The sequence below is a fragment of the Acinetobacter sp. YH12064 genome, from assembly GCF_013419735.1.
GTDB lineage: Bacteria > Pseudomonadota > Gammaproteobacteria > Pseudomonadales > Moraxellaceae > Acinetobacter > Acinetobacter amyesii.
Genome location: NZ_VOZP01000001.1, coordinates 236,850 through 260,029, shown reverse-complemented (window position 1 = coordinate 260,029; position 23,180 = coordinate 236,850). Strand labels below are relative to the sequence as shown.

Genomic DNA, 23,180 nt, shown 5'->3' with positions numbered 1-23,180 from the left:
GGCTAAACTTAGCGAATATAGTCGGTGTGTGATTGATTGATATAGCTTTGGAACTGGTCAATGCTCCCGTGACTTTGTAGCAGTGTTGCGAGTGACATCACGTATTTATAAGCATTGAGCGCCATTTCACTTTGTAGCCCACTCAGTGCATTTTGTGCATCAATGACTTGTGTGGCCGTTCCCATATCTTCCTTAAATGAAAGCTGTTGGATTCTTAAATTTTCTTGTGCGGCTTTTAGATTTTGCTGTAACAACAGGTGACTTTGTTGAGCGCTGGTGACTTCATTAAATGAGCTATAAATCAGGCTTTCAATTTCTTGTTTCGTACGCTCAGTCATTAACTCAGATGCATAGCGTTGAAGTTCAGCAGCTTGTACGGATTTGTTTTTATCAATACCTGAAAATAAGTTGTAGCGAGCGGCAACACCAACGATCCAGTTTTGTTTATCGTCGAGACTATATTCACCAAATGCAAAGACGTTGGGTTTTTTTGCTGCGCTTTGGGCTTTCACATTGGCACCGGCCAATTGACTGTCCAATTGCATTTTACGCACCAAACTAGACTGATCCTGATAACTTTTTAGTAAGGCGGTTATATTTTGATTGTGTTGCTGATTAATAAATAATGGCGTTGTAAGATCAGTAATTTGGCTGCTTTGCATTAAGTTGTTTAATTTAAATAAGCTAGAGCGAAAATTTGCTTCAGTATTTTGAAAAGTTCTGAGCGCATTATTCTTCGCCACTTCAAATTGCATACGCTGGCCTTTGCTAATGAAACCCTGTTGTTCCATTTTGAGCGCATTGGCATAGTGTTGTTGCATTGCATTTAAATTGAAGCGGCTGCTTTCGACTAATTTTTTTTGTAATTGAGCATTAAAATAGGCTTGGATTAATTCAAAACGTTGCACATCTTGTTGTTGTTCACTGCTAATCGCGCTGCGTTTGGCTTGGATATTGGCAATTTCCTTGGCGCTAGACGTTAACCCACCGGTATACAGCGGCATCATTACGGAAACGGTAGGGCGGATCACTTGATCATCTAAGACCACTTGGGAAGAATCTGGAATTAATCCGACACCATCACGGATTGGCTGTTGCAGACTGTCTTTTAATGGGTCTGCCAAATCACTCGGTAAGCTTTCATCAATTTTATTATTAATGCCATTACTCAGCGTTTGTTCTAAGTTGTTTTTTAAGGCGCCGAGAGGAATATCGAGTTCATTATGAAAGGCATAGGCACGGACGTTTAAATCCACACGAGGTAAACCAAGGCCTTTAATGGCCTGAGCTTGAAGTTCGGCAGATTGTTGTAGCGCTTGGTTGGCCTGAGTACTATACGAACTAGTGAGTAGACTTTGTTCTGCTTGGCTATAACTGATACTTTGCGCAAGTACGGTGGGGCTAAAAAAGCCACTGAAACAACCAAGGCCAAGCAGTAAACCTGAACGAAATGTATGTTTAATTTTTATAGAATAATCTGTTCGAGGTAAAGGCATAAAAACACACTCACAGCTAGGATGGGTTCATTATAGTCATTGTGATGAAGTTGGGTAAATTCACTAAGTTGTTGTATTGTTTCATATACATATGTAAATAAATTTTATCTTTGCAGCGCATATCATTTTTCGCACATCAAGACCTTAAATTAGTATCAATTCAAGGGATAAAAAATATCAGTAAATCTAATAATTTGAATTAAGAAGAATTAATTTTGATCTTTATTGAAATTTTGACTTCAAATGTCAGACAGCATTGGAATATTTTCAGCTTTAACTACTGCAAGCACGCGTCAGATATGGTTAAATGCCATCATTTTATTGTGTTTCACTTTGAAAGGAAAACTCATGCGCGCGTACAACTTCTGTGCTGGTCCTGCTGCATTACCTACTGCCGTTTTAGAAAAAGCTCAAGCTGAAATGCTTGACTGGCAAGGCAAAGGCCTTTCGATCATGGAAATGAGCCACCGTAGTAAAGACTATGTTGCTGTGGCAGAGAAAGCAGAAGCTGATCTTCGTAAGCTGATGAATATTCCAGACAACTATAAAGTGTTATTCCTTCAAGGTGGCGCATCACTGCAATTCTCTGCGATCCCATTAAACCTATTGGGTAAAAACAGCAAAGCAGACTATATCCACACTGGTATTTGGTCTGAAAAAGCGTTGAAAGAAGCACAGCGTTATGGCGACATTAATGTCGTTGAAGCGGGTACCACCATTGACGGTAAACTTGCGATTACTGATCAAAGCACTTGGAACTTATCTGATGATGCGGCTTATGTGCATTATGCAGATAATGAAACCATTGGAGGTCTTCAGTTTGCCAACATTCCTGAAACAGACAAGCCATTGGTTGCCGATTTTTCATCAAGCATTTTATCTGCACCATTAGACGTCTCTAAGTTCGGTTTAATCTATGCAGGCGCTCAGAAAAATATTGGTCCGGCTGGTTTAACTTTAGTGATTATTCGTGATGATTTATTGGATCAAGCGAAAGCAGAGATTCCAAGTATCTTGAAATATTCAGCTCAAGCGAAAAATGGTTCAATGGTGAATACACCATCAACTTACGCATGGTACTTATCTGGCCTGGTTTTTGAATGGTTACTTGAGCAGGGCGGTGTAGACGCAATTTATAAAGCGAATATGGCAAAAGCTGAATTGCTTTATGGTTATATCGATTCAAGCGATTTTTATGCAAATCCAATTGCAAAAGAATTCCGTTCAATCATGAACGTACCATTTACTTTGGCAAATCCAGAATTGGAAAAACAATTCTTAAAAGAAGCTGAAGAAAACCACTTGCTGAATTTAGCCGGTCACCGTTCAGTGGGTGGTATGCGTGCAAGTATTTATAATGCTGTTCCGCTAGAAGGCGTTCAAGCACTGGTTAACTTTATGGATGACTTTGCAAAACGCAACGCATAATCCTAAAGACATAAAAAAACCGGCAAATGCCGGTTTTTTTATTGAATAGATTAAAAAATAAACGTATGTAAAACGTATGCACAAATCAGCATACCTAACATAAAAAATAAGCAGGACATTGGCTCGATTTGATATCGAGATTCCATGTGATGGTCAACTTGCGATAAGTTTTCTTCTTGCACGACTTTCATAGATATTCTTTCCGATCTATTTATCGTTAATTACTATTTCTTAAACGCATTTTTAACATAATTATTTGATTAAATAAAGTACTATCTGCCGTAAACTTACTAAACTATTTAGTTTATTTAAAAATAAGTAACTGAATTGATAAATTAAGTTTCATAAATTTCCTATCTTATTTATTTATATTAGATTTTTATATTTTATCCTTTGCAGATGGATTTATTTAGCAGCATTATTTTGAATTTAATATGTGGATAAGTTATTTTAATTTGAATTTAAAAATAGAATATATTGACTGGTTTATGGATAAGAAATATTCAATCATTTAAATATTCAGCGAATACACATGATTAGCGAGAAATAAAAAAACCGCACTGAGGCGGCTTTTTTTATGTGAAATTGGTTTTTTCAATTTAAATTAGGCTGATTTTGCGTAAATATTGGCTTGTATCCACAGGTTGCCACGAATATATTGCCCAACATTGAAATTTTTATGCGCCGGATTTCGTGTTGCAACACGAACAATCACCGCTTCTTGGTTTTCTTCGTGGATTAAAGTCACATCATACAGCGTATAGTCTTGCTCTTTAAATTGCATGGCGGTTTTGCCAACTATATGCCCTTGGAACCATGCTTCATCTTCTTGTCCAAGATTTTCACCATATAGGTATGCAACCATTTTAGAAAAATCGACTGTGACTGGTGCTTTGTCATCTTCAGACTTCGGTTGCCACGCTTTAATCTGTTCGTGTAAGTCTGCAGGGGCAACACCATTATTTGCTGCCAATATATCGTTTAAAGCACGATGATGTTTAATCGATGCAGGATCATCAACAACAAGCTGTTCATGTTCTGCGACAGCTTCGAGTTCATAGGCCCAAGCATTGAGTTGCACACTGTAGGTTACATCTTTTTCATATTGGTTGTGATTGACGCTATATAAACTATCAAAAGCATACACACTGGTATTTGCGCCTAAGTCGAGGCAAAGCACAGCTTGCGTATTGGATTTACAGGTAATAATACGTTCAATGGTGGCTTTGGTTTTATATGGGCTATCAAAACTTGGAAATGCAGTTTTAACGGCTTTAGGTTTATTATTTTCTACAGCAATCACTTGGCAAAGTTGAATAGACGCTTGAGATGGACCTTGAATCAGCCATGTACTTTGATCCATATCAGATTCTTGTACACATAAGCCCATCGGCATAATGGGTGCATCCAATGCCTGACCCAGCCAAACTGGTACATCCGTTGTCGGGTTGCCTGTAAGCAAATTCCAATGTTCAACATGACTACCAAAAGTTTGATCTTCAATAGTGATAATTTCAGGGCTATTTTGTTTTTTCATATGCACAATTGATATTGGGTTGGTTTCATAATTAATAAATCGAGGGTTATTTGAAATTTTCAAGTCACCGACGTCATATTTATCATGAAATCATGCATAAAAAATGTTTTCAGTAGGATTTAAACGTTAAAGCATTGGAAAATAGGCTCAACTTTGGCTCATTTTGCAGCTTTTCGATTCTCATGATTAGAGAAATGTAGATCCATTCAGCGGATGCAGATCCCCAAATTGTCATGTAGATTTGTTACTATGAGTTATGTTTAAAAGTGAATGGAAAATCAGTGCTACCATTTAAATTATGGGTGGATGCAGATGCGTTACCACGCATTTTACGTGATGTAATTATTCGTGCTTCTGATCGTTACCAGTTAGAAGTCACTTTTGTCGCCAATCAAAATGTTGGGATAACGCCTTCGGTGCGAATTAACTCGATTCAAGTCATGAGTGGGGCAGATGCAGCGGATAAAGAAATTATTCAGCGCATGAAAGAGCACGACATCGTGATGACACAGGATATTCCACTTGCTGCTGAAGTGATTGAGCGGGGCGGTATAGCGATACATCCTCGGGGTGAGATTTATACCACAGCAAATGTCAAAGCACGTCTACACTTACGCGACTTTATGGATACTTTACGGGGCGCAGGTGTGCAAACCGGTGGTCCAGCCCCGATTTCAGAACGTGATAAGCGCGAATTTTCTAGTAGCTTAGATCAAACTATTCAAAAGCAAAAACGTAAAACGGCGCAGAAGTAAAAACCATGCCATCTAAAACAAATCTAGCGACGACCTATGCGTTGTTGGTGTTCATTTGGTCGACCACGCCACTTGCCATCGTTTGGAGTGTCAGTGATATCAATGCGTTTTGGGCACTGACATTACGCTTTTTTATCGCATTACCCTTGGCTGTCGCATTATTGTTTATTTTTAAACATAAACTTCCGATGGATAAAACCTCCCTGCACAGTTATTTGGCGGGGGCATTTAGTTTTATTGGTTCTCAGATTTTTACCTATATGGCAACGGCCTATCTCAGCTCAGGTATTATTGCCCTGATGTTTGGTTTAGCGCCAGTTATGACGGGGCTGATTGGTCGTTTCTTCTTTCATACCTATCTGCATCGCTTGCAATGGATTGGGATGTTGATTGCCGTCTGTGGTTTAGCCATTATTTGCTTAGGCGGCAGTGATCAGCACGTACAGCCTGTTGGCATCGTCTTAATGTTAATGAGCGTATTCGTCTACTGTATGTCGATTTTTTGGGTGAAAAAAGTCAATGCGCCATTGCAGCCCATGTCTCAAGCCACAGGTTCGATTCTTATCTCAGCCCTATTTTCTGCTGCAATGCTACCTTTTATTTGGCAGTATGCACCTACACAGATGCCTTCAACTAAAGCGCTCATCGGCTTATTTTATGCAGTGATTATGGCTTCATTGATTGCCATGTTTTGTTATTTCAAACTGGTACAAAACATCAAGGCGACAACTTTGTCTTTAACAACGGTACTCACACCCATGCTTGCTATGCTCTTTGGTGCTTTACTGAATGATGAAAAATTATCATTGATGGTTTTACTTGGTGCTGTGATTCTATTATCAGGCTTGTTTGTTTATTTTTATAAAGATTTTCGGGCGAACAGAGAGCTCGCCCACAAATTAAAACATTGATTAAAAATCACTCTTTGTTTTGGGTCAGTGCAATACACTCTGCAAGTTTGACGCGGTCTTGAGGGAGCAGTGTGATAAAATAGGCACCCGTACGGTATAAGTTGCTTTCTTCTTCACGGCTATAAACCACTTGCGCAGTTGCCGCAATATGGAAGAAATTTTCAGGGTGGCTTAAGGTCACATGGATATAAGTACCTTCTTTAATCGCGCGTTCGCTAAAAAAGCTCAAACCAGTCTCTGAAAAATTCACATGCTCAGGCACTGGTAACATGCTTTGTACAATTGCGTCGTATAAAGAACCCGTAATAAGGTTTAACTTTTGGTTAAATAAGGATAAGATTCGAGCAATTTGTTGATCTTTCTCAGCTAATTGTTCTAATTCGTAGTTGAGTGCATGATCAAATTGATCTAATTCAGCAAGTAGTAGAAAATAGCGCGGCAATACAAAATTAGGATCGTAAGGATCATTCAGTGCAACATCATCAGAGATAATCTGATAGTTGATGCGCAAAGCAGCATCGATACGCGACATTACACGGCGTTCAGTTTGAACGCTTTGATGCTGTAAGTTTTCCATAATATATATTACCTCGGACTAGATGGTTATGTTTAAACCAATCTCGCTGTATATAGGGTTGAGATACACTCGCGCTCGGCGCAGTAACCACTTTATTTCTTTTATTGCTCTGGTATCCATGATCGGCCTCACGCTTGGTGTGGCAGTCCTTATTACAGTTTTATCTGTGATGAATGGTTTCGATCGTGAGCTGAAAACTCGTGTCTTAGGAATGATACCTCAAGCCACTGTTTCTTCAACACAAATTTTAACAAATTGGCCTGAACTTGCAAAAAAAATTGAGCAACATGAGCATGTTCAAGGGGTCGCACCATTCACCCAATTACAGGGAATGTTGACGGCACAAGGTCAAGTGTCTGGCATTATGGTCAGTGGGATTGAACCGCAGTATGAAAAAAAAGTATCAATTATCCAAGACCATATGGTGGAAGGCAGTATCGATAACCTGAAAAAAGGTGAGTTTGGTATTGTGCTTGGCAAGCAAATGACAGATGCCTTGGGCTTAGGTTTAAATGACAGTGTGACCTTAGTGCTTCCTGAAGCAACTCCTTCGCCGGCTGGGGTCGTTCCGCGTTTTAAACGATTTAAAATTGTGGGTATTTTCAGTATTGGTGCAGAGGTTGATTCGATGATGGGCTATGTGGCCCTGAACGATGCGTCAACTTTATTAAGACTGCCAGATGGTGCACAAGGCATCCGTATGAAGTTGGATGATATTTTTGCAGCACCACAAGTCTCTCAAGAAATTGTGCGTGATCTACCAGCAAACTTCTATGCTTCAGATTGGACTTATACACACGGCAACCTGTTCAGTGCAATTCAAATGGAAAAGGCAATGGTAAGTTTATTGCTGTTCCTGATTGTATTGGTTGCAGCATTTAATATCGTGTCTTCATTGGTGATGGTGGTCACTGATAAAAAATCCGATATTGCCATTTTGCGTACACTAGGCGCTTCACCGGCTACAATCACACGGATCTTCATGGTGCAAGGTACAGTGATTGGGGTGATTGGTACGGTGTCAGGGGCGATTTTAGGGATTATCGCTGCTTCTAGTATTAGTAATTTAGTTGGCTGGTTGAATACTACACTCGGCTTAAATATGTTTGATGCTTACTTCATTAACTATTTACCGTCTTATTTAAGATGGCAAGATGTTGTGGTGATTGTATCTTTATCATTGGGTCTTAGCTTTATCGCGACTATTTATCCGGCATTACGTGCAGCTAAAGTTCAACCTGCAGAGGCTCTACGCTATGAGTAATTTAGTTTTAGATGCCCAAAACATTACCAAATCTTTTACCGATGGGAAGTCTACAGTCGATGTGATTCGTGGACTTTCATTACAAGTCAAAGCAGGTGAGTTTGTTTCGATTGTGGGTTCAAGTGGTTCTGGTAAAAGTACGTTGTTGCATGTATTGGGTGGCTTAGATCGTCCAACATCGGGTCAAGTTATGATTAATGGTCAACGCTTTGACACTTTAGGTGAAGCAGAGCGTGGCTATATCCGTAATGAGCATTTAGGTTTTGTGTATCAATTCCATCACTTGTTGCCTGAATTTACCGCCTTTGAAAATGTGGCAATGCCATTGATGTTACGTAAGTCGAGTAACTTCAAAGAAGTGAAGCAGCAAGCTGAATATCTTTTGGAACGCGTTGGACTTTCCCACCGCATGACGCACAAACCTGGTGAGCTTTCAGGCGGTGAACGTCAACGTGTGGCTTTGGCTCGTGCATTGGTAGCAAAACCTAAGTTGATGATGGCTGATGAGCCAACAGGGAACTTAGACCGCAAAACCGCAGTAAAGATTTTTGAGTTGCTGTCTGAGTTACGTAAAGAATTTAACATGGCAATGCTAATTGTGACCCATGATGAATATTTAGCTCAATCTGCTGATGCGATTTTGCATATGCAAGATGGTTTATGGGTAGATGACTAAGCGCTAAATTGATTTTGTAAAAAATTAGTGGATTAAGATTGTTTGATTGAAGCTCACCTCGGTGGGCTTTATTATTGCCAGCACATAATAAAAATAATGACGACTCATGTTACAAAGTTTTTGTATTGGCTGGATTTTAGGTATTTCTTTTATGGGTTTCATGTTTTGGAATCCACAACTCTCGACAGCTCAGTTGCTTTTTATTGTCCTGATTTGGCTAGGTTTACAGCTTGGTATTTCACCAAAACTAAAAAGTATCTTTTCGAAGATCTTACAGCTCAGTACAAATTTATGCATGGGCGCAATTCTCGGCTTTAGTTTTGCCAATACTCAACTCGATCAGCGTTTGGCATTGGTTGAACATCAGAGCAGACAAGGCGAATTTATTGCGTATATTCCACAGATCAGCCAACTCAAAGACCAAGCAATTCAGCAAAAAATTGAAGTGCTAAATATGAATCAGCAGATTCAATATTTTATGGCGTATTTACCCAATTCAATTTTACAAAATAATGAACAGACGATTCAGTTGGTCCCTGGACAATACTATCGTATGTATGGTGAGTTACGACCTACCCAAAGCTATGTTACCGAAGGTGCATTTGACCAAGAAAGGTGGAGCATAAAGCAAAATATACATGCCAGTTTAAAGGTGAAGTCGGTTGAATTGATACCACCTCAACATATGACTGCGATGGGCTATGGACAGCAGTATCAACGACATCAAGGTGTGTTGCATCAGTTCAAAATAAAAGTCGAACAGCAGCGTTTATATTTAAGAGCATTTATATACCAACAGCCGCTGCGGAATCATGGCTTACTGCTAGCATTGCTTACAGGTGATAAAAGTTTACTGACTGATGGAACCAGTGAATTATTTCAACGTTTTGGCATGAGTCATTTACTGGCGATTTCTGGACCGCATGTACTGGTTTTTGCCAGTATGTTCTGTTGGGCGATGCAGTTGGGTATCCGTAAATATTGTCCCAAAATTTATCTCAAATGGCCTAAACAATATGTATTGGTCGTGCCCTTTATCTTCTGTGTCCTTCTATATTGCGCATTTACTGGCTTTGAAATACCTGCACTGAGAACGCTGACGATCTGCCTAGTTGCCAGTAGCATGCTTTTGTTACGGCAAACCATTCAGCCTTTTCAACTGCTGGTTTTTAGTGCAGCTATTTTATTGCTCGTGGATCCCTTTAGTATTTTATCCGCGGCATTTTGGTTGTCTTATGGCGCCTGCTTTATTTTACTGCGGATTTATCAAACCTTAAGGAAGCATTTACTGGCTCAAACGGACGCCAGTTTTTGGCAAAAGTTAAAGCATTCAATGTGGTTGATGGTGGAATCACAATGGAAAATCTTTGTCGCCTTATTTCCATTGATGGTGATTTTTTTCAAGCAAGTGACTTGGATTAGCCCATTAAGTAATTTATTCGCCATCCCGTGGTTAGGGGCTGTGGTGGTTCCTTTAGATATCATCGGAGGGGCACTTTCTTATATTTCTACACCTTTGGCGCATTTGGTTTTTTTATTCAATGATCTGTGTTTGGAAATATTGCATGTGTTTCTCTATGGCTTAGATCGACTCTTTGCACCAAAAATGCACGATGTCGCATTGACGTCAACTCAAATCATACTGTTGATACTCGTTATAGTAATCTTATTTTTACCTGAAGGTATCTTGCCAAAATATTGGTCGGTCATTGCCTTTTTTGCTCTGTTTATTCCATGGAAAAATTCAGCAAATTTTCAACTTTCAATTTTAGATGTGGGGCAAGGGCAGGCGATCTATATCCGTTCTGTAGATCATCATATGATGGTAGACTTCGGTGGAAACTATGATGAAAGTCAATTTAGTGTCGGGCAAAATATCATCCGGCCATTTTTGAGTGTGAATGGTGTCCATCGACTAGATCGGGTGTTATTGACTCATTTAGATCAAGACCATAGTGGTGGCTTTTTCTCATTGGAGCAACAGCTTGATATTGGGCAGCTTTCAAGTAATGAGCGGGTACAAACCATAAACCAAGCTCCACAGCGCTTATGTCAGCGTGGTCAGCAGTGGAATTGGGATCAGCAAGTCTATTTTGAAATACTCTCGCCAAAGCCTGAAGATCTGACAGATGCCAAATGGAATGCCAATGAACGTTCTTGTGTTCTATATGTCACGGTCAAAGACGTCAATGGCCCACGACATTTTCTATTGATGGGGGATGCGGGTTGGGAGACTGAATATCAAATATTAAGTGATTATCCAGACCTAAAAGTCGATGTCTTGGTGCTCGGACACCATGGTAGTCGGCACAGTTCATCCTATGCGTTTTTAAACCATTTTAAGCCCAAGTTGGCGATTGCTTCTGCGGGGCGATTTAATCGTTATGGACATCCTGCAAAGATGACCCAAACACGTCTCAAACAATTAGACATTCCACTTTTGCAAACTGCACAAAGTGGAAGTATCCATTTCAAGCAAAATAAACAGCAAATTGAACTAATTGAAGAGCGGACAAAGTATAAATGGCTCGATCTATATCGCAGGCTATCTAAAGAAGCCGAATAAAGAAACTCGCTCAAGGGCAAGGCGTGAAGATGTTATTCAGCCACTGTCATTGTTTGCTGCTGTTGATATTCCTCACGAATATCACGAATGCGTTGAGCGGCTTCTTCATCACTAATATTGTATAGATTTCTCAATTTTGGATTGGCTTTAAAGCGTTTATAGCTCCAGTGATAATGCTCTGGATAACGATGAATTAAATCTTCCACTGCTTTAAAGATAACTATTGAGCCATCATCTGCATTGCCTTGATAAATGTTCTCATCGATAGGTTCGATATGCATATCAAAACCATGATTATCGTTACGAATGGCATATAGTAAGAGCGCACGTGCTTTGGTTTTTTGAATTAGTTTTGCACTTAAGTTGCTGGTTTTTAGTGGAATACCAAAGTATGGAATCATTTCGCCGCCGGCATTGGGGGTATGGTCTGGCAAGATCACAGTCGTCCCACCTTGTTTTAAGGCTTTGAAAATCTGACGTACACCTGATTCATCCGTAGGAACCAATATTGCTTGCTCACGGCTTCGAGCAGCACGGACAAAATTGTTGGCAGATTCGCTTTTTACCGGCTTGTACATGATGGTCATTTGAGTGTACTGCGCAACCCATGCATTCATGATTTCCCAAGTACCAAAATGTGGTACTACGAGTACAACGCCTTTTTGTAGGGCGAGCGCTTCATGTAAATATTCAGCGCCATGTACGTGATGAATTCGTTGAATATTTTTTTCTGTACTTGCACCCCAAATGTTAAAAAATTCAAAATAAGAACAAAGTTCGTTTCGAATCGCCTGTTTAGTGAGTTGAATGCGAGCTGACTCTGATAATTCAGGCAATGCAATTTTAAGATTGCGTTGAATTGTAGAGTAGGTTTTAGAGATTTTTAAAACATTGACTAACCCAGCCAAACCTTTTGCAATTAATCTTGAAATTTGAATAGGTTGACGGCTGATAAATTTTAACAGGTGATATGTGGTGTCCTGTGAATTTTGGTCGGTCATCTTATTTAAGTCTGAAAGAAATGAAAGAAAATTTAAAATAATTATAGGGGAAAATGAATTGATTAGACAGTTATAGCGATTAGCGTGTATATAATGACTACAAATTAACGATCAAATGGGTTTTTTTATGTCCGAATGGCCACCAAAACCTGAAGAAAAACAGCAAAGTTCTTCAAACAATATTCAGCAGCCAACTGGAAATGAATGGAAAATATTAGAAAAAGCCGTGCTTTCTTCCGTTGAAGAACAACGTAGAGCACGTAGATGGGGTATATTTTTTAAATTTTTAACCTTTGCTTATTTGTTATTTATTATCATTGCGATGGCAAAAAGTTGCAGCATGTCGTCATCTGATCAAGCAGCGACAGCGGGTTCACATATTGCCGTGGTTGATATCATTGGGACCATTGCAGCGGACAAGCAAAGTGTAAACAGCGCAAATACCATCAAAGCTTTGAAAAAAGCATATGAAAACAAACAAAGCAAAGCGATTGTTTTAAATATTAATTCACCAGGTGGTTCACCTGTTCAGTCTGATGAAATTTGGCAAGAAATTCAGTACTTGAAAAAAGCCCATACCGATAAAAAACTGTATGCCATTATTGGTGATACAGGCGCTTCAGGTGCGTACTATATTGCGTCTGCGGCAGATGAAATTATTGTCAATCCTTCAAGTTTAGTGGGTTCGATTGGCGTGATCATGCCGAATTATGGTGTTAGTGGTTTGATGCAAAAATTCGGTGTAGAAGATCGCACCATGACTTCGGGTGAGAACAAAGCCATTTTATCCATGACTCAACCTGTAGATGTAGCACAAAAAGCACATGTTCAAGGTGTACTTGATAATGTTCATGCGCATTTCATTAATGCAGTGAAGGAAGGTCGCGGTAAGAAATTAAAATCAAATGATCCAGCTATTTTCTCAGGTTTATTTTGGACGGGTGATCAGGCTGTGAAGCTAGGTATTGCTGACCGTACAGGTAGTTTAAATAGCCTGAAACGTGAATTGAAAACTGAAAAAGCCGTGAACTACACCATTGAAAATAGTCCGTTTGATTCTGTACTAGGTCGTATGGGAAGTTCATTTGGTCAAGGTTTTGCAACGTCAATTTCTCAGCAAGTCCAATCTGAAAATACCACGAAGTTACAATGAAGCCATTAATTCACTTTGCGCACGCCAATGGCGTGCCATCACGGGTTTATCAAAAATTGTTTGATTTACTGAGTGATGAATATGATGTGATCTATGTGCCGTTACTTGGGCCAGATAAGCGTTACCCAATCGATAACCATTGGAAAAGCTTAACACAGCAAGTCATTGACAGTATTGTACGTCAGGCCAATGGTCGTAAGGTGATTGGATTAGGTCACTCATTAGGTTCGGTTTTAACATTTCAGGCTGCTTTACAACGCCCAGAATTGTTTGAACAAGTGTTAATGATTGATCCGCCTATGATCATGGGGAAAGAGTCTTTTGCTTTGCACATCGCAAAACTCCTCAAACTTAAAGTCCTCGATAAAATGTCCCCAGCAGGATTGTCGAAGCGTCGTCGTGATCATTGGGACAGCCGTGAACAAGCAGCAGAGCTTTTAAGGCCGAAAGGTTTTTACAAAGATTTCGATCCAGACTGTTATCAAGCTTATATTGATCATGCCTTGATGGACGATAAACTGCGTGGTGGGGTGGAATTGACGATTTCACGTGATGATGAAGTTCATATTTTTCGAACCAATCCTTCACTGTGGTGGTTACCTCATGCTCAACCGCAAGTACCTGTACAGCAGTTAATTGCAGAGCAGGGACCATTTTTAGCTCGGCACTTTCCACAAATGGTAGAGAAAAAATTTGCGATTCCATTTAAAGTTGCTGCGGGGAGTCATATGTTCCCCTTAGAACATCCTGTAGAAACTGTGGAATTGATCAAAGATTTACTTAAATCGTCTAAGCGTCATCATTGAACCTTAAAAACGACAACACAAAAAAAGCACTCTATAGAGTGCTTTTTTTATGAATGAAACATTCTACTTTCTACTTTTGAGATTTATTTCGCATTTTCAAATTGTAAAACAACTTTGTTGTTGGCATCTAAAAATTTCAAATGATCTTTAGAGGCATCATAATGAGTAACTTGGCTCAATGCCTGCGAAAAATGTTGAGGAATATTTGTCGCAGTCAAACAAGCTCTTTGCGTTGTAGCAAGGTTTGAAAATTGGATTTTTGTGTTTTGCACAGCGTAACCACCCATGAATCGATTACAACCATCAGAACCACTTACACGAGTATCGTCGAAAGTGATGGTGGGTACGTTCGAATTGTTAGGGTCAGCTTCAAGCTTAACGCCTTGAATTTCACTCACAACCCAATTTTTGTTTTGTAATTTATCTAAATTACGATCAGTAGCCGGATTTGATGTCGTAGCACAACCAATCATACCCAGTGTTATACATGCACAAGTCGCCAGTGTGATGGATTTTAACATGTGATTTTCTCCACTTTTTTTTGAAGGATGTAATATTTCTAGATTTATAAGGTTTACTAATTGCAATATAAGCTTATTATTTTAATGATGCTAAAAGCTTTAATTTAACTAAAAACTACATATTGATCATAAAGTTGAACATTCTGCAAAAATGGATTTTAGATTTTAGATTTTAGATTTTAGATTTTAGATTTTAGATTTTAGATTTTAGATTTTAGTAATAAATAGAGTTTTATTTGGCACTGAAAAAACAAAACGCACCCTAAGATGCGTTGATTGTTAAGTTATACAGTTGCTTAGAACTTACAGAATTGAACAGGTTGTTGCAAAGGCTCGCCACGATATAAAACACCGTTTTCAGTGTGTTGAATGGTGCCATTACAAATCCATTCTGCCACTTGAGGGTAAATCACATGCTCAAGCACGTGAACCCGATCTGCCAGACTTTCAGCATGATCATGCACATTGACTTTAAGTACGCCTTGAGCAAGCGCTTGACCAGCATCCAGCTCTGCAGTTACATAGTGAACTGTACAGCCATGGAAGACATCACCGGTGTTTAAAACACGTTGATGAGTATGCATTCCTTTATAATTTGGCAGCAGAGAAGGGTGGATGTTAATCATTTTTCCTTCCCATGCTTTGACAAATTTTGCGCTTAAAATGCGCATAAAGCCTGCCAAAATGACCAAATCAACATCCCAGTCGAGCAGTTGTTGATGCATCACATCATCAAAAGCTTCACGACTTGGATATTGCTTATGTTCAATGACTGCATTTGCAATATTTGCTTTTCTTGCACGTTGCAGTGCAAAAGCGTCAGGTCTATTGGAAATCACCCCAACGATTTGACCTGATAGATTGGCATCGATCAGGGCTTGCAGGTTAGATCCACTGCCTGAAACAAGTACAGCAATTTTAATCATGAACGTTGCTTATGCGAAAACTACACGGATTTTTTCGTCAGCGCCTTCAACAGATTCAGCATTATCTGCAATGTGACCCATTGTGAATGCTTTTTCGCCAAGGCTATTGAGTAATTCAACAGTTTTGTCAGCATCGGCTGCATCAACCACGAGAACCATACCTACGCCACAGTTAAATGTGCGGTACATTTCAAATTGTTCAACACCACCTTCTTTTTGAAGTAGTTTGAATAATTCTGGCCATTCCCAAGATGCTTCATTGACTACCGCTTGAGCACCATTTGGAAGTACACGAGGTAAGTTACCCGGTAAACCGCCGCCTGTGATGTGCGCCATAGCGTGTACATCCACTTCTTTCAATAACTGAAGAATTGGTTTTACATAAATACGTGTTGGTTCCATTGCTGTATCTGCAAGTGGACGACCATCAACGATTTGAGTAAGGTCAACGTTTTTCACATCTAAAATTTTACGAAGAAGTGAGTAACCGTTTGAGTGTGCTCCAGAAGATGCAACACCAACTAAAACGTCACCCGCTTTAACTTTAGAGCCATCAATAATTTTACTTTGCTCAACTACACCTACGCAGAAACCTGCAAGGTCATAGTCTTCGCCTTCATACATACCTGGCATTTCAGCAGTTTCACCGCCAACCAATGCACAACCTGCAAGTTCACAACCCGCACCGATACCACTCACAACATTTGCTGCAACGTCGACGTTGAGGTGGCCAGTTGCATAGTAGTCAAGGAAGAACAGTGGTTCAGCACCACATACAAGAAGATCGTTTACGCACATTGCAACCAAGTCTTGACCAATTGTGTCATGACGGTTCAAATTCAATGCTAAACGCAATTTTGTACCAACACCATCTGTGCCAGATACGAGAACAGGTTCTTCATAACCTTTAGGAATTTTACAAAGAGCGCCGAAGCCGCCTAGGCCGCCCATTACTTCAGGACGTGCAGTACGTTTCGCGACAGATTTGATACGATCGACTAACGCGTCGCCCGCTTCAATGTCGACACCTGCATCTTTGTAGCTTAAACCAGTGTTTGGGGTAGAAGTTGAGTTGCTCATAATGAAGTCTCCGCATTCGCGCGGGGATTATAACCTGAATATGCAAAACTCTTATGCTATTTCGCACTAAAATGTTATCTTTATTAAAATATTTTCCTTTCTATAACGATTACATTGAAAAAAGGTGACTTTATATGGGTGATCGCACCTTGCGCCGAATATTTATTCTTGCTGGGATAGCATTGATCATATGGGTTTTATACTTATTAAAGCCTGTAGTTGTTCCTTTTATCGGCGCATTTCTAATTGCATATTTATTTAGCCCTTTAGTCGATAAATTACATAATATTGGCTTGCCGCGCTGGTTATCTATCAGTTTGGTCTTTATTGGAATTGGTGTCGCTATATTCCTTTCAATGTGGTTCCTCGTACCACTGGTATGGGAACAGTTGATGTATGCGAAAAACAATATTCCAAGCAATATTCATTGGGTCAACTATACATTCCTGCCGTGGTTATCAGAGACATTTAATCTTGTACCGATGGAAATTGATACAGAGCAAATGTCAGCAGCGATCATGGAGTATATTCAAACCAACTATAGTGCAGACAGTATCCAAGCCATGTTGTTAAAAGTGGCACAATCGGGTCTGAATTTCATACAGATTGGTGGCACGATTGTCTTAATTCCAATCATAGCTTTCTATTTCTTATTAGATTGGGAACGAATGTTAGAAAACATGCGTCGCCTTATTCCACGCAAATACGAAAAAAGCACATTAACCATCGTAGGCGAATGTCATGAAGTTCTAGGCGCGTTTGTAAAAGGCCAGTTCTTGGTAATGTTCTTATTGGGCGTTGTATATGCGGTTGGACTTCAATTGGTGGGTATTGAGGTCGGCATCATTATCGGGATGATTGCGGGTCTAGCCAGTATTATTCCGTATTTGGGTTTTGCGGTTGGTATTATTTCGGCAATTGTGGCTTGCCTGTTCCAATTCGGTTTGGATTGGGTGCATTTGGCCTTAGTACTGGTGGTATTCATGGTAGGGCAGGCAATAGAAGGTTATATTTTACAGCCTTTCTTATTAGGCGACAAAATTGGTTTGTCTCCTGTGGCAGTGGTATTTGCAGTCCTTGCAGGCGCGCAATTGGCAGGACTCCTCGGAATGCTCATTGCATTACCCGTTGCAGCGATTATTGTGGTCTTATTACGTCATGCACGCGAAAATTACGAGAAAAGTAATTTATACCGAAATGATGTACTTGTCGTAAATGATGCTGCAAGTGGCACTTTAAACGTAGAAACCAATCAAGTTGCTGTTGATATTGAGCTCAAAAATCAGTCTGCAAATTCGCTGCAAGATCCTGAAATTTCGAGTAACATTGAAAGATCAGAACATAAAGATTGATAAGGCCAAAATATAGATATGCGTCAATTGCAGCTAGATATAGAACCACAACTCGATGCCCGAATTAGTGATTTTTCTGGGCCGAGTTGGGGGCATGTAATCGATGGTGTTCGTCAGTTACATGCTGGTTTAATGAATCGTTTTTATATCTATGGTGGAGCTGGCACAGGAAAAAGCCATTTACTGTCTGCAATATGTGACTCCTATTTAGAAATTGGCAAATCAGCAATTCAAGTTTCATTGCTTGAATTGCTAGATGCTCCCACTGAAGCGATTACTTCGCTCGATCGCTATGACTTGGTGGCTTTAGACGATATTGAAGCGATTAGCGGAGTTCCACATTGGCAAAAAGCTGTTTTTCACCTGATTAATTATAATAACGAAGAAGGTGGTCAATTGGTCTTTTCATCTCGGCTGGCGCCCATTGAACTCAAACTTGAACTGCCAGATTTACAGTCTCGATTAACTCAGGCTGTCAGTGTAAAAGTACCAAATGGTAGTTTATACGCAGACCGACAAGCACTCGTAAACTCTGTTTTGGCGCGACGTGGCATCCATATGGATCAACAAATTGTAGATTATTTGTTGGCACATGGGCCACATCAGGCATCCATTTTACTTCGTTCTTTAGAACAACTGATTCAGATGTTAAAAGGTGAAAAAGTCAAATTGAGTCATGCCAATTTAAGACAAATTTTTGCCCTAATTGATGAATATCGGTAAGCAATAAAAATTCTTGAGTAATTACTCAAGCTGTGACAAAGTACATAAAAATATTTTAATGTTGCAAGGATTGTGCAACTTAAGAATAAAAAGATAAAAAATATTTAAGGAGATGGATATGCTCAAACAGAGCATAGGCATTGGCATGCTTCTCATGGCAGGTCATGCATTTAGCGCAGAAATTACCGTTACAACCACTGAAGATGTTGTAAAGGATGACAAGGAATGTTCACTTCGTGAAGCCATAGAATATATCAATAATGGTATGCCAGAAGCCGGATATAATGGTTGCGGGGGTAAAGACGCCTATGCCTCAATTTCTCTGAAAAAAAATGAAGTTTATAAACTCACTAAAAAAATTGATATTAAAGCAGAACTGAATCTGAAAACGGCATATGACAGTAACGTCAATGAAGATGTCGTACTCGGTCTTAATAATGCCGTCATTGAAATGACGGGTAAGGATCAAATTTTTAATATTAATGATGGCGAAAAAGAACTACTTGCGATCAATTTTAAAGAAATTTCATTTAAAGGATGTAAGCAAGATCAATGTGCTGATAAAGGCGGCATCATTTTTAATAATGAAAAACTCACACTTGAAAATGTAAAGTTTGAAGATGGCTATGCACGACTTGGTGGTGCAATCTACAATGTTGGATTTTCAGAAGATGGCGCAGCTGTAGCAAGCCGTCTATATATACGAACCACGATTTTTCAAAACAACAAAGCGGTAGATGGGGGTGCAATTTACTCAGAAGCACCGGCTTATGAAATCTATACATCTTTGTTCAAAAATAATGTAAGCACTTCTGGTCGAGCGATTGTTTATAATCAAAATGGGCTCGCAGACATCAGCAAGTTGGTGTTCAGTAACCCTCAAAATATCATTGCCAATAGTACCTTTTTCAAAAACAAAGGTTTTGCTGTCAATTTACGTGATGGTTTAGCACTCAATAATATTACAGTACTGAAGAACAGTGGTGGTATTGAACTAAATAGTACCTCTGAGCATGCTTATTTAGCCAATAGTGTGGTGATTGGTAATGCGCTCAGTGGCACCGCTCAAGATTGTAAAGTTGTGAACTCAGGAACAGACAAATCTGTTTTTTATAACAACTTAGTGGCTGCGAGTTGTCCTGTTGGGCCTGTTGCAAATTTAAATGATGTGTGGTATGGGACAAGTTTAATCGCGGGTGAAGATGAAGGTAGCTGTAAAACCTTAACAGAAGATCGTAATGCACTTTTCTGTCCATTTACCACAGCAAACAACGCATTTATTGGTTATTTACGTCCTCGTATTTTATTAGATTACGAAACGATTTTCTCTAGCCCGATATTAAATAAGGGGAAGACCACAGCAGATGGCAATGAGCATCATGTGTATTGTGAGTCTTCTGATCAGCGTGGAAAAAATCGTAATTTGGATGATGTTTGGTGTGATCGTGGGGCTATCGAAATTGTGGTTCCTGTGAGCATGCCTCGCTTAGGTAAAGACATACGTACAGGTGAAGTGGCGAAGTTTAATATCTTAGATGCTTTAGGTGACAGTGATTTAATTCCAAAAGAAGAATGTACAAAAGTGATGGGTATAGCAAATCCAACAGGTGAGCCATGGCAAGATGGTTGTCCAATAGTTGTACAAAGCACCGAATCAAAAGGTAAATTTACACTGAATTTGAATGGTGATTTTGAATACACGCCAAATGGAAATTGGCATGGCGCAGATATTTTTGAATTGCGTGTGGTGACGTCTTCAACCCGTTTTAATACTTCGGCAAAAAATTATTTAGCTGCAGAAGTGCGTATTTTCCAAGAACCAAACAATGAAATGGAAAGTAAAACCGTTAAAACTTCGGGTGGTGCTCTAGGCTGGGCGAGTATTTTTGCGCTGCTTGGCTTAGTTGGATTTCGTCGCTTTAAAAAATAGTCTGGATAGAATTAAGGACAGCACATGAAAAATTATAAAAAAGGATTGCTGGCGGTCATGGTCCTTGCGGCTATGTCATCTATGGCAGCGACAAGTAATATCATCAAAGTTACGACCTTTGAGGATGAAAATGGTGAAAATCTCAATCAATGTTCTTTACGTGAAGCGATTGAAACTGCACGTAAAAACAAATCTTTTGGTGGATGTAATGTCGGTAATCCAAATAATGGGCAGACCGATTATATTCAACTTGAAGCAGGTGAATATCTTCTGACTAAAGGTGAGTTAGTTCCTCTAAATCAGATCGTGATTGAGGGGAAAAGCCGCTTTAACTATGATTCAAAAAATTTACTGACGCAGAAATTTCCTGCCTATGAGGATATTAGAACGACGATTAATGCCCAAGGCAAATCGCGTATTTTTAATACTTCACGCTCAGAAGCCAACTTTATCGTCAATAATGTACGCCTTACTGGCGGGATGGCAGAAGACCGTGGTGGTGCCTTGTATTTAGGGGGAGCATTTACCTTAAATAATGGTGCAATTGAAAACTCTCAAGCCAAAGTTGCTGGCGGTGCTATCTACTCCGTTGCGCATAATATGTCGAAAAAAACATTATTGGTGAGCAGTTTAGTTCAGGGTAACGTCGCACCTAAAGGTAGTGTTATCGCTATGGACTGTATCGGGAACTTGGGGGATACCCAGCCTGAAATTGTGTTCCAGCAAAGCAGTATTATTCAAAATGGTTCATCGACGAGCAATAGTGTGATGGACTTCTGTGGAAATGCCAAGGTTGAACTGACAGCAAATACGATTGCAAAAAACCAAGCAAATCCAAGTACGGGTAGTATTATCCGTGCCATTTCTCAGGGAACGGATCGTTTAAGTGCTTTTTCTAGCTTCGTTTTAACCAGTAATACAATAGTCGAGAACAATGCGGCGAGTACCTATTATTATGATAACAATGGTACAAAGGCTTGGTATTTCAATGTATTGGCCTACAATACTGGTGGAAAATCTTGTCGTTATCTGAATAATGCAGTACCTGATAATGGTCAAAAATTTGTGGCAAGTAATAATGCATTTGAACTGGCAGCCGCACAGTGTGATTTACCAGAAAGTGTGCTGAATAGTACGGAAAGCTTTCTGCAAAACTATGATGTAAGTAGCTATGCTATGGGGACTTTGTTAAGCGCCCTACAAACAAAATCTGCTTATAATTTGTATTTACCGTTGTATTATCCGAAAGCGATCGGCAGTGGTTTTGACTTAATCAATCTTGGCTTAGACGGCTGTAGTGATGCGGATCAACGGGGCATTTTGCGGATCACAGATGGTACTTTACAGTTATCACCTACGCAAAGAAACACATGTGATATTGGTTCGGTTGAGTTAATGAATTTAACCGCAGCAGATATGGCAGATATTACCAATGAGTCTTTAACAGCTCTGCAAGATAAGTATCAAAATACAATTGATGCTTTGAAAAAGGATATCGACGATCCAGATTATGCAGAATACAAAGTTGCCAATCAGGATGATTTAACAAAATACGAAGCGGTATTAAGTGCATTAAAAAATAACCTCAAATATCGTGCGGTTTATTTTGATCCATTCCCAGCATCATTACCTCAGGAAGAGTCTGTGAACGGAAGTGCTGAAACACGACAAATTGCCTTAAATGCTGACAACTATACCGTGACGACTTCACCAATCGGCATTGGTAGTGAAATTACGGTGTCTAGTACAGGCGAAGCAAGTATTGTGGGTAATCCACCACATGACCTGCACTGTGATTGGGATGCTGGAATAAAACAAATCGTTATATATCGCACCAGTGGGGCAACAACAGCGCCTACCGAATACGGTTTTTGTAAATATACGCTAAAACAAAAGACAGGGAGTCAGGCGGAATCCTCTGGTATAGTACGTGTGGCATTTAAAAATATGACCCCAGTGGCCAAAGCTGCTCAATACACAATTAGTCCGTCAAATAATTTGTCTGTTACCGTCAATAATTTATTAGAAAATGCTAATGATGATGGTGATGGTCCAGTTACATCTATGCCAACGGGTAAATCGGTATGGCATAAAAATGAAGAAGGTCAAATTATCCCAATTCGTTTTACGAAAATCCCAGCAGGTTTAAACTTTGAAGCTGAGTATAGTGGCAGTTGCCCAGCAAGTTATTTAAAGGAAACTTGCTACGGTGGCAAGATTACCTTCTCAGTAAAAAATGGCTTTAGTCAGTTTGACTATCCTGTTGAATATAGCGTTGTCGATAGTGATGGCATTGCATCAAGCAATGCAATTCTGACTCTTAAGAATACCGCGAAAAACACCAACTCTTCTTCTAGCGGCGGTGGCTCAATGGGAGTATTTGGACTGTTGGCATTAATTGGTTTAGGTGTGTATCGTCAACGTCGGTTGAGCAAGTAATACAATAAAAAAGCCTCGATAAGAGGCTTTTTTTATGGC

The 23,180-nt window shown here is 39.6% G+C and carries 19 protein-coding genes; 12 read left to right on the top strand and 7 right to left on the bottom strand.

The features are described 5' to 3' along the window. Window positions 1–8 precede the first annotated feature (8 nt). The gene (locus tag FTU13_RS01350; protein WP_180126419.1) at window positions 9–1,496 is read right to left on the bottom strand and encodes a TolC family protein; all 1,488 of its coding nucleotides are present in this window, start codon (window positions 1,494–1,496) and stop codon (window positions 9–11) included. Window positions 1,497–1,844: 348 nt separating this feature from the next. Between FTU13_RS01350 and serC the strand changes: the two genes are divergently transcribed. Further along, window positions 1,845–2,924: a 3-phosphoserine/phosphohydroxythreonine transaminase gene (gene serC, locus FTU13_RS01345; protein ID WP_180126421.1), complete on the top strand. Its 1,080-nt coding sequence runs from the start codon at window positions 1,845–1,847 to the stop codon at window positions 2,922–2,924. A 604-nt stretch (window positions 2,925–3,528) separates the two neighbouring features. On the opposite strand, the gene FTU13_RS01340 is transcribed toward serC, so the two are convergent. After that, a complete protein-coding gene (locus FTU13_RS01340; protein WP_180126423.1) occupies window positions 3,529–4,461 on the bottom strand; it encodes a hypothetical protein in 933 nt (310 codons plus the stop codon). 266 nt (window positions 4,462–4,727) lie between these two features. Here FTU13_RS01340 and FTU13_RS01335 point away from each other — a divergent pair, with 266 nt between their 5' ends. Further along, window positions 4,728–5,216 (top strand): YaiI/YqxD family protein, encoded by a 489-nt coding sequence (locus FTU13_RS01335; protein WP_372491130.1) that lies wholly within the window; start codon window positions 4,728–4,730, stop codon window positions 5,214–5,216. Between the two features lie 5 nt (window positions 5,217–5,221). After that, window positions 5,222–6,127, top strand: a complete 906-nt coding sequence (locus FTU13_RS01330; protein ID WP_180126425.1) for a DMT family transporter — start codon at window positions 5,222–5,224, stop codon at window positions 6,125–6,127. Between the two features lie 7 nt (window positions 6,128–6,134). On the opposite strand, the gene FTU13_RS01325 is transcribed toward FTU13_RS01330, so the two are convergent. Next, window positions 6,135–6,704, bottom strand: coding sequence for a PilZ domain-containing protein (locus FTU13_RS01325; RefSeq protein WP_078192054.1), 570 nt, complete (start codon window positions 6,702–6,704; stop codon window positions 6,135–6,137). A gap of 28 nt (window positions 6,705–6,732) precedes the next feature. Here FTU13_RS01325 and FTU13_RS01320 point away from each other — a divergent pair, with 28 nt between their 5' ends. From FTU13_RS01320 to FTU13_RS01310, 3 genes are all read left to right on the top strand, one after another. Next, window positions 6,733–7,968, top strand: a complete 1,236-nt coding sequence (locus FTU13_RS01320) for a lipoprotein-releasing ABC transporter permease subunit (protein ID WP_078190389.1) — start codon at window positions 6,733–6,735, stop codon at window positions 7,966–7,968. Further along, entirely contained in the window at window positions 7,961–8,644 is a 684-nt protein-coding gene (gene lolD / locus FTU13_RS01315; RefSeq protein ID WP_180093690.1) for a lipoprotein-releasing ABC transporter ATP-binding protein LolD, read from the top strand. The genes FTU13_RS01320 and lolD overlap by 8 nt, the downstream gene beginning before the upstream one ends. Window positions 8,645–8,750: 106 nt before the next feature. Then, the gene (locus tag FTU13_RS01310; RefSeq protein ID WP_180126429.1) at window positions 8,751–11,210 is read left to right on the top strand and encodes a DNA internalization-related competence protein ComEC/Rec2; all 2,460 of its coding nucleotides are present in this window, start codon (window positions 8,751–8,753) and stop codon (window positions 11,208–11,210) included. A 32-nt stretch (window positions 11,211–11,242) separates the two neighbouring features. Here the strand turns inward: FTU13_RS01310 and FTU13_RS01305 are convergent, their stop codons facing one another. Further along, on the bottom strand, window positions 11,243–12,211 hold the full coding sequence (locus FTU13_RS01305; RefSeq protein WP_180126431.1) for a lysophospholipid acyltransferase family protein: 969 nt from the start codon (window positions 12,209–12,211) through the stop codon (window positions 11,243–11,245). Window positions 12,212–12,338: 127 nt separating this feature from the next. Between FTU13_RS01305 and sppA the strand changes: the two genes are divergently transcribed. Both sppA and FTU13_RS01295 read left to right on the top strand, forming a co-directional pair. Next, window positions 12,339–13,364 carry a signal peptide peptidase SppA gene (sppA, locus tag FTU13_RS01300; RefSeq protein WP_180126433.1) on the top strand — a complete coding sequence of 342 codons (1,026 nt, stop codon included), beginning with the start codon at window positions 12,339–12,341 and terminating at the stop codon, window positions 13,362–13,364. Beyond that, the gene (locus FTU13_RS01295) at window positions 13,361–14,170 is read left to right on the top strand and encodes an alpha/beta fold hydrolase (RefSeq protein ID WP_180059246.1); all 810 of its coding nucleotides are present in this window, start codon (window positions 13,361–13,363) and stop codon (window positions 14,168–14,170) included. Before sppA ends, FTU13_RS01295 begins: the two co-directional genes overlap by 4 nt. Window positions 14,171–14,253: 83 nt before the next feature. Here the strand turns inward: FTU13_RS01295 and FTU13_RS01290 are convergent, their stop codons facing one another. The 3 genes from FTU13_RS01290 to purM form a co-directional block, all read right to left on the bottom strand. Further along, entirely contained in the window at window positions 14,254–14,691 is a 438-nt protein-coding gene (locus tag FTU13_RS01290) for an META domain-containing protein (RefSeq protein WP_180126435.1), read from the bottom strand. Between the two features lie 296 nt (window positions 14,692–14,987). Then, complete coding sequence (gene purN / locus FTU13_RS01285) at window positions 14,988–15,617, bottom strand: phosphoribosylglycinamide formyltransferase (RefSeq protein ID WP_180126437.1); 630 nt, start codon at window positions 15,615–15,617, stop codon at window positions 14,988–14,990. 9 nt (window positions 15,618–15,626) lie between these two features. After that, on the bottom strand, window positions 15,627–16,697 hold the full coding sequence (purM, locus tag FTU13_RS01280) for a phosphoribosylformylglycinamidine cyclo-ligase (protein ID WP_180126439.1): 1,071 nt from the start codon (window positions 16,695–16,697) through the stop codon (window positions 15,627–15,629). A 134-nt stretch (window positions 16,698–16,831) separates the two neighbouring features. Here purM and cxpE point away from each other — a divergent pair, with 134 nt between their 5' ends. From cxpE to FTU13_RS01260, 4 genes are all read left to right on the top strand, one after another. Continuing rightward, window positions 16,832–18,049: a chloramphenicol efflux transporter CxpE gene (gene cxpE, locus FTU13_RS01275; RefSeq protein ID WP_180021921.1), complete on the top strand. Its 1,218-nt coding sequence runs from the start codon at window positions 16,832–16,834 to the stop codon at window positions 18,047–18,049. A gap of 18 nt (window positions 18,050–18,067) precedes the next feature. Then, window positions 18,068–18,772, top strand: a complete 705-nt coding sequence (hda, locus tag FTU13_RS01270) for a DnaA regulatory inactivator Hda (protein WP_078190380.1) — start codon at window positions 18,068–18,070, stop codon at window positions 18,770–18,772. A 118-nt stretch (window positions 18,773–18,890) separates the two neighbouring features. Then, window positions 18,891–20,702: a rhombotarget A gene (rbtA, locus tag FTU13_RS01265; RefSeq protein ID WP_180161085.1), complete on the top strand. Its 1,812-nt coding sequence runs from the start codon at window positions 18,891–18,893 to the stop codon at window positions 20,700–20,702. 24 nt (window positions 20,703–20,726) lie between these two features. Next, window positions 20,727–23,141, top strand: coding sequence for a CSLREA domain-containing protein (locus tag FTU13_RS01260; protein WP_180126504.1), 2,415 nt, complete (start codon window positions 20,727–20,729; stop codon window positions 23,139–23,141). Window positions 23,142–23,180 lie beyond the last annotated feature (39 nt).

Excerpts from the sequence above, each read along its gene's own strand:
- FTU13_RS01350 (WP_180126419.1), bottom strand. The coding sequence starts at position 1,496 with ATGCCTTTACCTCGAACAGATTATTCTATAAAAATTAAACATACATTT.
- serC (WP_180126421.1), top strand. The coding sequence starts at position 1,845 with ATGCGCGCGTACAACTTCTGTGCTGGTCCTGCTGCATTACCTACTGCC.
- FTU13_RS01340 (WP_180126423.1), bottom strand. The coding sequence starts at position 4,461 with ATGAAAAAACAAAATAGCCCTGAAATTATCACTATTGAAGATCAAACT.
- FTU13_RS01330 (WP_180126425.1), top strand. The coding sequence starts at position 5,222 with ATGCCATCTAAAACAAATCTAGCGACGACCTATGCGTTGTTGGTGTTC.
- FTU13_RS01325 (WP_078192054.1), bottom strand. The coding sequence starts at position 6,704 with ATGGAAAACTTACAGCATCAAAGCGTTCAAACTGAACGCCGTGTAATG.
- FTU13_RS01320 (WP_078190389.1), top strand. The coding sequence starts at position 6,733 with ATGTTTAAACCAATCTCGCTGTATATAGGGTTGAGATACACTCGCGCT.
- lolD (WP_180093690.1), top strand. The coding sequence starts at position 7,961 with ATGAGTAATTTAGTTTTAGATGCCCAAAACATTACCAAATCTTTTACC.
- FTU13_RS01310 (WP_180126429.1), top strand. The coding sequence starts at position 8,751 with ATGTTACAAAGTTTTTGTATTGGCTGGATTTTAGGTATTTCTTTTATG.
- FTU13_RS01305 (WP_180126431.1), bottom strand. The coding sequence starts at position 12,211 with ATGACCGACCAAAATTCACAGGACACCACATATCACCTGTTAAAATTT.
- sppA (WP_180126433.1), top strand. The coding sequence starts at position 12,339 with ATGTCCGAATGGCCACCAAAACCTGAAGAAAAACAGCAAAGTTCTTCA.
- FTU13_RS01295 (WP_180059246.1), top strand. The coding sequence starts at position 13,361 with ATGAAGCCATTAATTCACTTTGCGCACGCCAATGGCGTGCCATCACGG.
- FTU13_RS01290 (WP_180126435.1), bottom strand. The coding sequence starts at position 14,691 with ATGTTAAAATCCATCACACTGGCGACTTGTGCATGTATAACACTGGGT.
- purN (WP_180126437.1), bottom strand. The coding sequence starts at position 15,617 with ATGATTAAAATTGCTGTACTTGTTTCAGGCAGTGGATCTAACCTGCAA.
- purM (WP_180126439.1), bottom strand. The coding sequence starts at position 16,697 with ATGAGCAACTCAACTTCTACCCCAAACACTGGTTTAAGCTACAAAGAT.
- cxpE (WP_180021921.1), top strand. The coding sequence starts at position 16,832 with ATGGGTGATCGCACCTTGCGCCGAATATTTATTCTTGCTGGGATAGCA.
- hda (WP_078190380.1), top strand. The coding sequence starts at position 18,068 with ATGCGTCAATTGCAGCTAGATATAGAACCACAACTCGATGCCCGAATT.
- rbtA (WP_180161085.1), top strand. The coding sequence starts at position 18,891 with ATGCTCAAACAGAGCATAGGCATTGGCATGCTTCTCATGGCAGGTCAT.
- FTU13_RS01260 (WP_180126504.1), top strand. The coding sequence starts at position 20,727 with ATGAAAAATTATAAAAAAGGATTGCTGGCGGTCATGGTCCTTGCGGCT.